Annotated in this window: 12 protein-coding genes; 8 read left to right on the top strand and 4 right to left on the bottom strand. The window is 54.7% G+C overall.

Translation table 11 applies throughout. From position 1 onward, the window contains the following. The first annotated feature begins 300 nt into the window (after nt 1-300). Nucleotides 301-609, top strand: a complete 309-nt coding sequence (locus N512_RS0117890; RefSeq protein WP_028781197.1) for an immunity protein TriTu family protein — start codon at nt 301-303, stop codon at nt 607-609. Between the two features lie 368 nt (nt 610-977). On the opposite strand, the gene glnB is transcribed toward N512_RS0117890, so the two are convergent. Beyond that, complete coding sequence (glnB, locus tag N512_RS0117885; protein ID WP_025009956.1) at nt 978-1,316, bottom strand: nitrogen regulatory protein P-II; 339 nt, start codon at nt 1,314-1,316, stop codon at nt 978-980. A gap of 343 nt (nt 1,317-1,659) precedes the next feature. On the opposite strand from glnB, the gene N512_RS0117880 reads away from it, so the two are divergent. Together N512_RS0117880 and N512_RS0117875 are read left to right on the top strand one after the other, a co-directional pair. Then, nucleotides 1,660-2,190, top strand: a complete 531-nt coding sequence (locus N512_RS0117880; protein WP_028781196.1) for a GspH/FimT family pseudopilin — start codon at nt 1,660-1,662, stop codon at nt 2,188-2,190. A gap of 94 nt (nt 2,191-2,284) precedes the next feature. Next, on the top strand, nt 2,285-2,791 hold the full coding sequence (locus tag N512_RS0117875) for a GspH/FimT family pseudopilin (protein ID WP_025009954.1): 507 nt from the start codon (nt 2,285-2,287) through the stop codon (nt 2,789-2,791). A gap of 188 nt (nt 2,792-2,979) precedes the next feature. Here the strand turns inward: N512_RS0117875 and N512_RS0117870 are convergent, their stop codons facing one another. After that, nucleotides 2,980-4,335, bottom strand: coding sequence for an NCS2 family permease (locus tag N512_RS0117870; RefSeq protein WP_028781194.1), 1,356 nt, complete (start codon nt 4,333-4,335; stop codon nt 2,980-2,982). 352 nt (nt 4,336-4,687) lie between these two features. Here N512_RS0117870 and N512_RS0117865 point away from each other — a divergent pair, with 352 nt between their 5' ends. From N512_RS0117865 to torD, 4 genes are read left to right on the top strand one after another with little or no spacing between them, the layout of a single operon-like run. Further along, nucleotides 4,688-4,840: a nitrate reductase gene (locus N512_RS0117865; RefSeq protein WP_025009952.1), complete on the top strand. Its 153-nt coding sequence runs from the start codon at nt 4,688-4,690 to the stop codon at nt 4,838-4,840. 20 nt (nt 4,841-4,860) lie between these two features. Beyond that, nucleotides 4,861-6,039, top strand: a complete 1,179-nt coding sequence (gene torC / locus N512_RS0117860; RefSeq protein WP_025009951.1) for a pentaheme c-type cytochrome TorC — start codon at nt 4,861-4,863, stop codon at nt 6,037-6,039. 12 nt (nt 6,040-6,051) lie between these two features. Further along, on the top strand, nt 6,052-8,541 hold the full coding sequence (torA, locus tag N512_RS0117855; protein ID WP_028781193.1) for a trimethylamine-N-oxide reductase TorA: 2,490 nt from the start codon (nt 6,052-6,054) through the stop codon (nt 8,539-8,541). 31 nt (nt 8,542-8,572) lie between these two features. Then, the gene (torD, locus tag N512_RS0117850) at nt 8,573-9,202 is read left to right on the top strand and encodes a molecular chaperone TorD (RefSeq protein ID WP_028781192.1); all 630 of its coding nucleotides are present in this window, start codon (nt 8,573-8,575) and stop codon (nt 9,200-9,202) included. 183 nt (nt 9,203-9,385) lie between these two features. Here torD and torS read toward each other — a convergent pair whose 3' ends face one another. Beyond that, nucleotides 9,386-12,256, bottom strand: a complete 2,871-nt coding sequence (gene torS / locus N512_RS0117845; protein WP_028781191.1) for a TMAO reductase system sensor histidine kinase/response regulator TorS — start codon at nt 12,254-12,256, stop codon at nt 9,386-9,388. 184 nt (nt 12,257-12,440) lie between these two features. Here torS and torT point away from each other — a divergent pair, with 184 nt between their 5' ends. Next, entirely contained in the window at nt 12,441-13,466 is a 1,026-nt protein-coding gene (gene torT / locus N512_RS23335) for a TMAO reductase system periplasmic protein TorT (protein WP_051472859.1), read from the top strand. On the opposite strand, the gene torR is transcribed toward torT, so the two are convergent. Beyond that, the gene (gene torR / locus N512_RS0117835) at nt 13,456-14,166 is read right to left on the bottom strand and encodes a two-component system response regulator TorR (protein WP_028781190.1); all 711 of its coding nucleotides are present in this window, start codon (nt 14,164-14,166) and stop codon (nt 13,456-13,458) included. The genes torT and torR overlap by 11 nt on opposite strands. Nucleotides 14,167-14,208 lie beyond the last annotated feature (42 nt).

Here is a 14,208-nt window from a genome sequence, read left to right as displayed (position 1 = left end):
CACAGAGCTTGCTGGTCTTGGCTGTTTGATTCTTAATGAGTTTATCGAATGAACGCAGGTTGGTTGGGATTGTGCCATGGTAATGCACAGTCTCAGCAGACTTATCAGAAACCCAGGCCACGTCAGTGGTCTCCTTGTGTACGTCCAACCCGATAAAAAGTGTGTTAGCTTTAGACATGTCGGCCTCCTGTGATTGTTTGCCTATTGGATCAACAAACAGTGTGGCTCTGGTTTAACTAATCCACGAGAAAACACGGAGGCCGACACCTGCACAGGGAATCATTATGTCTATGTTTCAGTATGAATGAGCTACTTGCATACCTCGAAAAATGGAAGAATTCCAAATCTAAAATATTTGGGACTGAAGGCTATGCCGTTTCTATCACAGAAGAACTAGGTGATTCAGTTAAAGCTCGTTATGTCGAAATAGATGGAAATGGATTACTTGCTAGAGCAACGCTGTGGGAGAGTGGGAATCTAGTGGTCGAGGCTTTGGACGTCGAAACAGAAGCGCAAGTGCTCCAAAAAACTTTTGAAACTCCCGAGCTTTGGCAGCTCGATGACAAATTAAACTGGTGGCTCAGTGAGGTAGCAACCTATGAGCCCTAAAAACATAACAAGCAAAGGCAGCATCGCCCTGCGGGCTGGACGCGCTAACGCGCGCCGCTGCTTTGGGCGTTGATATGATTCCCATTGTCAAATAGATAAAAGTGTCCTTACCGGAGACCCAAAAATCTCCGGTAAGGACACTCTGACAGTCGGACTTTGGCGAGTAAGTGTCGGCGGTTGACCTTGCACTCTTTTGAATAGAGCCACGCGAGCTTGGTTATTCGCATTACTTGTGCAGGTAATATTCGACATCGACAACGGTTGGAGTGGGTCATTGTTTTTATTTGGCGACTAAACAATAACTCTCCAACCGTTTTCATTTCCAGCCCACGCTAATCTGCGATGAACCTAATTTTTTACGTTCGTTTTTATACCGCTTCTTCGTTTTCTTCACCGGTACGGATACGAATAATACGTTCGATATCGGTCACAAAGATCTTGCCGTCGCCTATTTTACCGGTACGGGCGGTTTCAACAATCACATCCAGTGCCTGTTCCAGCAGATCATCCTGAATAACCAGCTCTATCTTCACCTTGGGCAGAAAGTCGACCATATACTCGGCACCACGGTACAACTCTGTATGTCCCTTCTGGCGGCCAAAACCTTTGACTTCCAGAACCGTCATACCGGTTATTCCTATCTCAGCCAACGCCTCACGGACATCGTCCAGTTTAAACGGCTTGATTATGGCTTCCACTTTCTTCATCAGGCACTCCTTTAGGGCTTGGAATTCTTTTGCGACTCTTGACCATTCCCACGGCAATTTGACCGGAGAAATAGCTCGCGATTTTGCTTGTTCGCATACAATCGCAATAGCTTATCACGACATACTGCGGGCAAGAAGTGATTGTCCGCTCAGATGAAAAAACCAGGCCTATTCCTTCGCAGTAGCCATGATCAACTCGGTGTACTTATTCATCCCTTAGGTAAGCAAGTGCAATATTTAGTGCAAACTCATCTAAAAGGAAACCAGAACCAAGCCACTGCCTGGACTAAACTAACACTCAGGTTCGCCGGATGCGGGCCGCCCAACACTCAAGGATGAGATTATGCGTCATTTACAGCTTGGTTTTTCGCTGCTGGAGGTCATGGTCGCCATGGCTCTGCTGGCGGTACTTGCCTCAGTCGGGGCCCCCTCACTCAAGTCGCTCTACGAAGGTTATCGCGCCCAAACCGGCATCAAACAAGTACAGCAACTACTGCAATTTGCCCGCAATCAGGCCATTAGTTATGGTGTCAGAGTCAGTGTCTGCGCTCTCAAGGATGGCCGCTGTGAAGCCGATGCCTGGCAACAAGGAGTAACGGTTTTCAGCGATCACAACGGCAATCTGGCCCTGGATGATGACGACAAGCTGCTGTTTCAAAGCGGCGCTTTTGATAGCCAAGACATACTCAGGTACAACCGGGATGCAATACGCTTTCTGCCGGACGGATTGGCAACAGGAACCAATGGTACCTTCAAATATTGCCCGGGTCAGGCCAACAGTCCCCATTCCGAGGCCTTGGTCATCAATCAGGCGGGGCGAATCCGTCACTCTCAGGATGAAAATATCAATTGCCAGGATGGTGATGGCGGCTGAATTGACGACCACTGCACAGGATTTGCAAAGACAGCTGTAATTAACAACTCATTCACTTATACTTAAGCCTATCTATTCGTGTGAAGAGTTGACTATGGCTGTACCACATTTTTCCAGTTCCAGAATCCGCGGCTTTACTCTGGTCGAACTCATGGTCACCATTGCTGTAGCCGCCATACTGCTGTCTGTGGGGGTTCCTTCTCTCACCTCCTTGTATGAAGGCTACCGTAGTCAGTCGGAAATAAGCCGGATTGAGCAAGCCCTGTCCTTCGCCCGCAACCAAGCCATCAGCTACGGCATGACAGTAGAAGTTTGTGGCTATCAGAGTGCTGTCGGCTGCGCCGCCAATTTCAACAATGGCCTCAAGGTCTATACCACTGCCAGCGGCAGTGAAAAAGTGCTGCGGGTAGTGGAAGGCATCGACAGTAAGGACGCCATCAAAGGCAGCAATGTGGGTTTTCGTCCCGACGGCCTCAGCAACACCACAGGTGAAGTGACCTTTATCTATTGCCCGGCAAAACAGGCCAGCGGCTCAAGAAGTGTGACGGTTTCCAGCTCAGGGATGATCAAATACGGCGCCGACGGGCTTGCCTGTAGCTAGCAGGCAGTATCGGCCAGGTCATCGAGGATGCCTTAGCCATTATCCTCAAAGTATGCCCCAGGAGTGCAAGACTCTGCGCTCACAACAAAGACCCCAGCCTAGGCTGGGGTCTTTGTTTAAGTCGATTAAGCTTACTCTAACGGGGGATAGTTTCCGCCACCAGCCATAAGGGTCTAAGGGCCTAAGGGTTAAATGGCCCAGCCGCCCATATAGAACACCACCAGGCCTATGGTGATAACCAACACACCTGGCTTGAGCTTACGCCACTCACCGCTGCAGATACGGCCGATAACCAGAGTTGCAAACCCCAGCATAATGCCTGTGACTATGTTGCAGGAGAGTATGATGAAGACGGCGCAGGTCAGTCCCGCCATGGCATCCACCTTGTCATCGAAGTCCAACTTGGTGACATTGGACAACATCAGCAGTCCCACATACATGAGCGCAGGCGCCGTGGCGTAGGCAGGTACCAAATAAGACAGGGGTGCCAGGAAGATCATCAGCAGGAACAACACACCCACCACAGTGGCGGTCAGCCCTGTTTTTCCGCCTGCGGCAGTACCGGCGGCCGATTCAATGTAAACGGCGGCAGGTGCGCCGCCCACCAGACCGGCGAAGATAGAGCTGACAGAATCCGAGGTCAGCGCCTTGCCGCCACCTATGATATTGTCGTCCTTATCCAGCAAATTGGCTTGTCCGGCTACGGCTCGTATGGTGCCTGTGGCATCGAAGATGGCGGTCATCACCAGCGCCAGCACTATCGGCAGCACCACAGGGTTAAGGGCACCCATGATATCCAACTGGCCAATCAAAGAGCCTTCTGCGCCCAAGTCGGGTACCGCAAACACGCCTTTGAACTCCACATTGGGGTCAAACAGCAAACCAAACACTGACAGAGCGATGATCACCAACAGAATGCCGCCCGGCACCCGGCGCCGCTCGAGTCCGATAGTGGCAGCCAACCCCACGACAGTGGCGATCACCGGCAGGCTGTGGATATCGCCCAGCTTGACCGGTAAACCGGCATCATTGGCCACAATCAGTTGCACACTGTTAGTGGCAATCAGCAGCAGAAACAGGCCGATACCTATCCCTGTACCATGAGCAATCCCCTTGGGCAGGTTAGCAAGCACCCACTGGCGAATGCCGGTAACGCTCACCAGGGTAAAGACGATACCCATAAGGAAAATCGCTCCCAGGGTGACAGGCAGGCTCATGCCCTGCCCCAACACCAGACTGAAGGCGGTAAACGCAGTCAGTGAGATAGCACAGCCTATTGCCATCGGCAGATTGGCCCACAGGCCCATCAGCAGTGAGCCAAAGGCGGCAATCAAACAGGTGGCAATAAACACGGAGCCGGGATCAAACCCGGCCTTTCCCAGCATGGAGGGGACAACGATAACTGAGTAAACCATGGCGAGAAACGTGGTCAAACCGGCGATCACTTCCTGGCGGACAGTGCTGCCACGAGCGCTGATATTGAAGAAGCGTTCCAGCCATGATGATGTAGTAGGTACAGCGGTATTTGTCTTTGAAGACATCATAATTATTCTACCTTTTTGATCTCTTTGTTCGGGTCAGATGACGCCGGCTACGGCAGGTGAGAGCCCCGCTGGGCGGGTGAGAGATCCACAATAAAACGTGACCTGCAGGTGGTGGGCACCAAGGAATATCGTCAACCGATGTCCAACGCAGCCTTTGTTGGTCGCGGATAATACTGCAAATTGGCGCGCCCGGCTAAAAAGATTTCGGGATCTGTGGCTCATCCTGAATATGCAGTTGTTCATAACTTTTCATATTTACTCAAATCCCATTCATTGGCAGCGCAATCGCCATTCACATCCTTTCCCTATAGTGGCCCCATCAAGCAAACCCTGCTGCGTTGGAGCAATCACTATGTCTGAGTCCACATCAAGCAAAAAACAGGAACTTATGGCCCACGGCCTGATTATTTTCATGCTGTTTCCGGCCCTGACCATCACAGGTATCAGCCTCTATGGCCTGATCATCTGGATCATGCTGGCCCTCGGCGGCGTCGCCAGTCACTGATACAAGAGAGGATTGAATAGATGAAACGGTTAATAGCAATCTGGCGTACTCTCAACCGCCCAACCAAGTACCTGAGCCTGGGCGCCATCAGCCTGTCGGCCTTTATCATGGGCATTATTTTCTGGGGCGGCTTCAATACGGCGCTGGAAGCCACCAACACTGAGGCCTTCTGTATCAGCTGTCACTCGATGGAGAGCAATCCCTATCAAGAGCTGCAGCAAACTGTGCATTGGTCGAATCACTCCGGCGTGCGGGCAACCTGCCCTGATTGCCACGTACCCCACGACTGGAGCCGCAAGATAGCCCGTAAGATGGAAGCATCTCACGATGTCTGGGGCTGGCTGTTCCAAACGGTCAACACTCCGGAAAAATTTGAAGCCAAGCGTCTGGAAATGGCCAGCCGTGAGTGGAAACGTTTTGCCCGTGACAACTCCCAGGCCTGTAAAAACTGCCATGACTACAAGTCAATGAAATGGGACGAGATGTCAGCACTGGCGCAAAAACAGATGAAACAAGCGGCCGAGAAAGATCAGTCCTGCATCGATTGCCACAAGGGCATAGCTCACAAGCTGCCTGATATGGGCACAGCCAGAGCCCCTGAACTGATTGCCGAAGTGGGTTCGGGTGAGACCTCACTGCAACAGGGCGGCAAATATTTCAGCGCCTTGACCAAACCTCTGTACCTGGATGACAAGAGCGCGGAAGAAGCCGGTACTCTGAACGTGGCCACCGAAATCAAGGTGCTGGAGCTCAAGGGCAAGCGGGTCAAAATCGCCATCGATGGCTGGCGTAAGAAGATAGGTGCCGGCCGGGTGATCTACATGGACTTCGGTATCAATATCCTCTCGGCTCAGTTGACCAAGGCTGCCGCCGAAACCGACGGGGTGATCAAGACCTTTGAAGAGAAAGAAGATCCAATGACTGGCCTCAAGTGGCAGCGTGTGGAAGCCGAGATCTGGACCGACAGCGATTATCTGCTGACCGAACTTGCACCACTCTGGGGCTATGCCCGCAGCACTTATGCCTCTAGCTGCAGTGTCTGCCACACCCAGCCCGATGAGCATCACTTCGATGCCAACACCTGGCCGGGCATGTTCCAGGGGATGTTGGCCTTCGTCAACATGGATCAGGACACCCAGGCACTGGTGCAGAAATACCTGCAACAACATTCTTCCACCTTCAGCAAAGAAGAGCACTAAGAGGTTGGCGTTATGAACAGAAGAGACTTTTTAAAAGGCCTGGCCTCCACTTCCGTTGTGGTTGCCGGAAGCAGTTCGGTACTCGCTCCCCTGTCGGCGCTGGCCAAGGGGATGGATGACGGTGACGCCTGGCTGACCACAGGCTCCCACTTCGGCGCATTTCGTATCAAGCGCCGCAACGGGGTTATCGCCGACGTCAAACCACTGGAATACGACAAGTATCCCACCGACATGATCCGCGGCATCCGTGGCCTGGTCTATAACCCATCGCGGATCCGTTATCCCATGGTGCGGCTCGACTTCCTGCTCAAGGGACACAAGAGCAATACCCATGAACGCGGCGACTTCCGTTTCGTTCGTGTCACCTGGGACAAGGCGTTGACTCTGTTCAAAGAGTCGCTGGATATCATTCAAACCCAGTACGGGCCATCTGGCCTGCACGCCGGACAAACCGGTTGGCGTGCCACCGGACAGCTGCACTCAAGCACCAGCCATATGCAGCGCGCCATCGCCATGCACGGCAACTTCGTCAAGAAAGTGGGCGACTACTCCACTGGCGCCGGGCAAACGATTATGCCTTATGTGCTGGGCTCTACCGAAGTGTACGCTCAGGGCACCTCCTGGCCGCTGATCCTCAAGCACAGCGATACCATAGTGCTCTGGTCCAACGATCCTTACAAAAACCTGCAGGTGGGCTGGAACGCCGAAACCCACGAGTCCTTCGCCTATCTGGCGCAGCTCAAGGAAAAGGTCAAAGCCGGTAAGATCCGGGTGATCAGCATAGATCCGGTCGAAACCAAGACCCAAGCCTATCTGGGTTGTGAGCAGCTGTATGTCAACCCACAAACAGACGTGGCCTTGATGTTGGGTATCGCCCATGAGATGTACACAGCCAAGCTGCACGATGCCAAGTTTATCGAAGGCTATAGCCTGGGCTTTGAAGAGTTCCTGCCCTACCTCCTGGGTGACAAAGACGGCATCGCCAAGACTCCGGAATGGGCCGAAGCCATCTGTGGCGTCAAGGCTGAAGTCATCCGCGATCTGGCCCGCACCCTGACCAAGGGCCGTACCCAGATCATGATGGGCTGGTGTATTCAGCGTCAGCAACACGGAGAGCAGCCTTACTGGATGGCGGCGGTACTGGCCACCATGATAGGCCAGATAGGCCTGCCTGGCGGTGGTATCAGCTATGGCCACCACTATTCAGGTATTGGGGTACCCGCCACAGGTGCCGCCGCGCCGGGCGCCTTCCCGCGCAACCTGGACGAAGGCCAAAAGCCACTGTTCGACAACAACGACTTCAAGGGCGCCAGCAGCACTATTCCGGTCGCCCGCTGGATAGATGCCATTTTGGAACCCGGCAAGACTATTGATGCCAACGGCAGCAAGGTTACCTATCCGGATATCCGCATGATGGTGTTCTCGGGCAACAACCCCTGGAACCACCATCAGGACAGAAACCGTATGAAGCAGGCATTCCGCAAGCTGGAATGCGTGGTCTCCATAGATGTGAACTGGACCGCCACCTGCCGCTTCTCAGATATAGTCCTGCCCGCCTGTACCACCATGGAGCGTAACGATATCGATGTCTACGGTGCCTACGCCGGCCGCGGTATTCTGGCGATGCACAAGATGGTTGAGCCACTGTTTGAAAGTCTGTCAGACTTTGAGATATTCACCCGCTTTGCCAAAATACTCGGCAAGGAGAAGGAATACACCCGCGGGCTAACAGAAATGGAATGGCTGGAAAAACTCTACAACGAGTGTAAGGCCGCCAACCAAGGCAAGTTTGCCATGCCGGACTTCAACAAGTTCTGGAAGCAGGGTTATGTGCACTTCGGTGAAGGGCAAAACTGGGTCAGACATGCCGACTTCCGCGAGGATCCTGAGATCAACCCCTTGGGTACTCCTTCCGGCCTGATTGAAATCTTCAGCCGTAAGATTGCCCAGTTCGGTTATGATGACTGCCCTGGCCACCCAGTGTGGATGGAAAAATCCGAGCGCAGCCATGGCGGTCCAGGCAGCGATAAGTACCCGGTTTGGCTGCAGTCCTGCCACCCGGACAAGCGCCTGCACTCACAGATGTGTGAGTCCAAGGAATATCGCGAAACCTATACGGTGCAAGGGCGTGAGCCGGTTTACATTAACCCTGAAGATGCCAGGGCTCGCGGTATCAAAGACGGCGATCTGGTGCGGGTGTTCAACGGCCGCGGCCAACTGCTGGCCGGAGCCGTCGTCTCGGGCCGTTTCCCCAAAGGGGTTATCCGGATCCATGAAGGCGCCTGGTATGGCCCGGTAGGTAAGGATGGCAGCGTCGAAGGCGGCGCCGAAATCGGTGCTCTGTGCAGCTATGGTGACCCCAATACCCTGACTCAGGATATAGGTACCTCCAAGCTGGCGCAGGCCTGCTCGGCCTACACTTGCCAGGTGGAATTTGAAAAGTTCACCGGTAAGGCGCCCAAGGTATCCTCCTTCGATGGGCCGATTGAGATAAAAATCTAACCTAAGGTTCGCAGATAACTGAGGTAAGCCAATGGAACAGTTAAATCAAGGCAGAACCATGCTGTACAACTTCCTCTCGGGGCTGTTCGCCCGCGAGTTGAACGCCGAGCGCCTCAGCCAACTGACGGCGCCGGACAGCAAGGCCTTTTGGCAACAGCTGGGCAGCGATCCCGCCCTCAAGCAAGAAGCCAAGCTGATGGAGCAAAAACTGCTGACCATTGCCTGGATGCAGGACAGAGACAAGGCGCTGCTGGAGCTGGCGGCAGACTTCTGTGGGCTGTTTCTGGTGGGCAGTAAACAGAGCGCTTCGCCCTATGCCGGTCTCTATCTGCAAGCGGATGAAGATGTCACCCTGTTCGGTGAGCAGCATCAACAGATGCTGGCCTTTTTGCAGCGAAGTCAGCTGCAGCTGAGCGGTGACTTCCCCGAGCCCGCCGACCACCTGGCGGTGATTCTGGCCTATCAAGCTCATCTGTGTCTGAACGCCTCGGCATCAACGCAGCAAGAATTTCTGCAAGAGTGCCTGCTCAGTTGGTTGGAACCATTTTGTCAGCGGGTGACCGAATGCGATCGTGGCGGTTTTTATGCCGCGCTCGCGCGTCTGACCCTAGCCTTTGTTCAAAGCGATGCCGAATGGCTGAAAAGCGCCGCAGCGCATTGAGTGAGGCGATTTAGACAAGAGCTAACAAGCGCTTGCCTGAATCAAACGTAACACAGCCCCCCCTAATCAAAGGGTCAAAGGGTCAAAGGGCGCCAACTCAAGTAACGAGTGGCGCCCTTTCTATATCTTCAGCAGCCGGTAAATGCTGCGCTTCCTGTCTTCAGTGGTTAAGCTCCAGATGCCTTAGTCTGATTGCTGTTCAAGCCAGTTATCGAGCGCCTGCAATGATGCCGCTACGCAACCTGTCAGCTCGGTGAGTACCTCGTCGCGCAAAGGTTTGCCAGCCTTGATGGCCTGCTCCAGTGCGGCGCAGCGCAAGTGCAGCGCTTCAAGCCCCATATTACCGCTGCTGCCCTTGAGTGCGTGCAGCTTGGCAGCCTGGATATCCCGTTGCCCATCTGCCGCCAGTAAAGCTTGCAGCTGCGCATCACAGCTGTCCACAAACTGCTGCCGCATCTCCAGCAAAGAGGCCTTGCCGAGCACCTGCAAGTCCTGCTCAAGTTGCTCCAGCGCCAGCCATTGGGTGTTGTCCGTATTCCGGGATTTAAGGCCCAGCGCTTGAGTATCCTCTTCCTTATGGCGCTCATCACTCTGATTCGAGCCGGAGACAACACCGAGCCAGTTGGCCAGTGCCTGCAATCCCAAGGGCTTACCCAGCACTATATCAAAGCCCATGGCCTGGTAATCGGCCATATCCTGAGTCTGCAACTGGGCAGTAAAGGCGGCAATCGGCACCTTGGTTCCCAGCTGTTGCCTGAGCTCAGGCAACAGCTCACTGCCGGAGCCATCACTCAGTTGTAAATCCAGCATCACGGCATCGAATGGGCCTGACGTGTTATCAAGCAACACATTCCGTGCCTCAGCCAAACTGACACACAAGAGTGACTCATGCCCAAGATGCGCCAAAAAGCCCTGAGCCACCAAGGCATTAACCCTGTTATCTTCCACCAGCAGCACCCGCTTGGCGATTTCACTCTGTGGCAGGCTACTCGATTGTTGCTCCCCCTGCTCACAGGGCTGAAGCGGCACACTGAAACTGAAGCGGCTGCCCTGCCCCGGCGTACTGATGACTGCTATGGCGAGATCATCCGCACTCTCACGGCCATTCATCAGTTGCACCAGGTCACGGCTGATACTCAGCCCAAGCCCGGTTCCCCTGGCACTGGCATGGGTTGCCTCTGTGGCATAGGGAGTAAACAGATGCGCCATGGCCTCGGGGCGGATGCCGATACCTGTATCGGTCACGCTGAAGCACAGGCGCGCATCTTCAATACTGACCTCCAGGGTCACACTGCCCTTGGTGGTAAACTTGATGGCATTGCCCAGAAGGTTAAACAGCACCTGCCTGAGCTTGGGCCCATCGAGCCAGACCCATTCGGGCAATTCCGGCTTTAACAGCCTGAGCTCGAGCCCTGCAAGATTGGCACCGGCCAACATGATGGCGGTCACTTCATTGAGTAGCGCCGGCAACTCCACGGCCCTTGGCTCATTGAGCAGCCTGCCCTGCTCCAGACGTGAGAAATCGAGAATGTCATTGAGCACGGTTTGCAATTGAGTGCCACTGTACTGGGACAGCGCCAACATCTGCCGCGCCTTGGCGGGTAACTCCGCCTGCCCCAGCAGACTCAGGGTGCCGAGCAGCCCGTTAAGGGGCGTGCGTATTTCGTGGCTCATGGTGGCCAAAAACAGCGACTTGGCCTGACTGGCTTCTTCCAGCTGGGCGTTGGTCTGGGCGAGCTCGCGGGTTCGCTCGGCCACCTTCAGCTCCAGCGCCAGCTTATGCTCGGTCAACTCGGCTGCGGTGCGCTGCAGATCCTGCTGCAACTTTTGATTGTGGGCCGTTTTCTGTTTGAAGGCTTCCAGCGCCGAGGCCATGGCGGTAAGTTCATCATCGCCGTAGGAGCGTATGCTGACATTGGTATCGCCAAGACTCAGGCGACTCAGCGCCTGAGTGGCATCGCTCAAGCGCCGGGCGATACCCTTATAGATAACCTGCCAGCTGACAAACAGGATCAGCAGCAACATCAAGGCGCCCGTCCCCCAGAGCCCGGCGCTGGCCCAATTGAGCTGCCCCAGATAGTCGCGTCGGGCTAAATTCAGCTGTTGCTGCTGGCCTTCGAGCGCGGCATCCACGGTTTGTTCCATCGACTTGAGGTTGTCTGAAATCACCAGTTGCCTTTGCTCCAGTTGCTGCTGCAACTGCCATATTGCTTCGGCCAATTGTTGGCCGGCAGTCACCTGATCAAGACGAGCAAATTCGGCCTCGAGTGCCTCGGCCCGGCCGGGGTCCCGAACCAAATCGGCCACGGGAATGCGCTTGAGCAATCCCGGGGACAGGGCATCATCGGTCAACGGTGAATGGTTAATGGCGCCGACCAAGTCTTGCGGCGCATCGGCCGCTGCAAATATCTGCCCGAGCAAGGCTATCTTGTGGGTCAGTTTCAGGGCGCGGTTGAGCTGCTCGGCGCTGCTGAGATCCAGCTCTATAATGTCATCCACTGCCGCCGCCCCCGGGATCTGGCTCAGCTTGGCAATAATGACTGAGTCCAGCACCGCCAGCTCTGAGCGCAGCAGATTATCGGCCTGCTTGGAGGCCTGTACCAGTAAAAGCCCTTTCTGTTTCAGCGCTTGGGTACGCTCAAGCCGCTCCCCCGTCTGTTCGCCGAGTAAGGTCAGCTCGGCGATAATAGTGGCCGCGGCCTGTTTCAGATTGGCCGAATCCGGCACCGCCAACTGCTCCAGGGTCGCAATCGCCGCCAACATGCGATTGCTCTCAAGAGACAGGCGGCGCCCCAAATATTGACGCTGCTTTTCATCGGCAACTGTGCCCAGGCGCTGGGCATTCTCTGCCAGCGAGGTGGCCGATTGCGATAGCTGCCGCGCGGCTTCTGATGCGGGTAAGGCCTTCTCGTAAAGAAAGCTGTCGGCGCCCTTGACCCAGTAAAGGCTCAAGTTGCCCAGAGTCACCAGTAATAACAGCAGCAGCGCCAGCAAACAGAACGCCAGCATCAGACGGCCGGTCAGGCTGCTCAGCCATGAAGATAAAGGTCTCACTTGTTATCCTTGTTGATACCGGTCCGCATAGGCATTGACCCACTCAAACATTCAGCAGGAATGCTATGGTAGAATACTGGCATCATATATCAGGACCTTCCTCATGAGCCAATTTGCCGCCAAGTTCGAGTCTTTGTTGCCTGCACTTAAAAGACCTCTGCAGCTGTGGTTATTGGCTCTGCTGATGTTTACCCCTGCCGCGCTGGCCAATGAAACCTGGGAGCTTGAACGGCGCAGTCCTTACAACGAAGCAATCCAGCAGGCCAGCCCTCTGACCCACACTCCGCTCACCAAGGCCAACAAGTCCTGGAAGCTGTGCGCTTTGGTGCCACATCTTAAAGACGCCTATTGGATAGGGATTGATTATGGCTTGGCCAAACAGAGCCAAGCCTTGGGCCTGGGGCTGGAACTCCATGAAGCCGGTGGCTATGGCAACAACCAGACCCAGTTGGCACAACTCAAATCCTGCCTTGATGGCGATGCCGATGCGATTTTGCTTGGCGCCGTCAGCCCGCACCTGCTCGAGGGCCAGGCGCTGGAGCTGACCAAGCCGGTGTTGGCGCTGGTGAACCAGTTGGCAGACAACCGGGTACAAACCCATATTGGAGTCAACTGGTATCAAATGGGTTATCTGACCGGTGAATTTCTCGCATCTACCCCGCACAAACGCCTGGCGATGCTGGCGGGCCCTGAAGGCCGTGGCGGAACCGATCTGGTGGAAAAAGGTGTCAGACAAGCACTGCAAGACAGCCAGGTGGAGATAGTGGCCGTGATGCATGCCGACAACAACCGTAATCTCTACCGGGATCAGCTCAATCTGTTGCTCAATCAAAATGAGCAGCCGCTGCCGCAAGCCTTGCTCGGCAGTGCCGTCGCCATTGAAGCCGCCATGGGCACTCTCAGGCAGAGAAACCTGACCAACAAAATGGCGCTGGTGAGCAGCTATCTATCACCGGATGTACTGCGCGCCCTCAAGCGCAACAAGGTTGCTTATGCCAATGATGACAGAGTGGTACTGCAGGGGCGGCTGGCGGTCGATCTCGCCGTCAGGCTGTTGCAGGGGGAAAAGGCGTTTGGTGACATAGGTCCGGCAATTTTGCAGTTGCGCCCGGATAACCTCAAAAGCATGCAACTGGATGACAGTTTGGCACCGGCAGACTTCTACCCCATATACAGAGTGGAAGCCAAGGGCTCAGAACTCAGTCGCTGACATCGGCGGCAAACAGATAGCCCTCACCGTGCACAGTGACAAACAGCTCTGGGCTCAGTTTGCTGCGCAGGCGCCGAATAATCACATCTATGGTGCGGTCGTTGACATCCTGATCCCTGTGGCTGGTTTGCTGCATCAAGCGCTCTCTCGAGAGTACCTGCTGCGGATGCAGGGCAAAGGCCACCAGCAGTTCAAACTCGGCCTTGGTCAACTTGATAGCCTGCCCATCCAGACTCAAACGACGGCTGTTGAGCTGCAGATGATAGCCCTCGAAATAGAGATTGTCGTCCGAGCGCGACAATTGCTCGGCCGTTTGCTGCTGGGCCTTTTTCACCAGAGAGATGCGCCAGAGCAGGTTTTTGACCCTGACTCTGAGCTCGCGCAACTCAAACGGCTTGGTGACATAATCATCGGCACCCATTTCCAGACCCACTATCTTATCTATCGCCTCATCCCGGCCGGTTACCAGAATAATGCCCACATCTGAGCGGCTGCGCAGCTCACGGGTCAGCATCAGGCCATCGTCCCCCGGCATATTGATGTCCAGTATCACCAAATCCACATGCTGTTGCTGCAGTTGCTGCCACATCTGCTCACCGTCGGCGGCTTCCATCACCTGGTAACCATCTTTTTCAAAATAGCCTTTCAAACGAGTCCGAATGATAGCCTCATCGTCCACTATCAATATGCGGTATGCCATGCTTGTATTCCAACCGGCTGGGGTAGACGCCATTATTCACAA

The organism is Shewanella sp. 38A_GOM-205m (assembly GCF_000518445.1).
GTDB lineage: Bacteria > Pseudomonadota > Gammaproteobacteria > Enterobacterales > Shewanellaceae > Shewanella > Shewanella algae.
The sequence above is the reverse complement of the archived record's forward strand: the minus strand, read 5'-3'. Positions and strand labels throughout refer to the sequence as shown.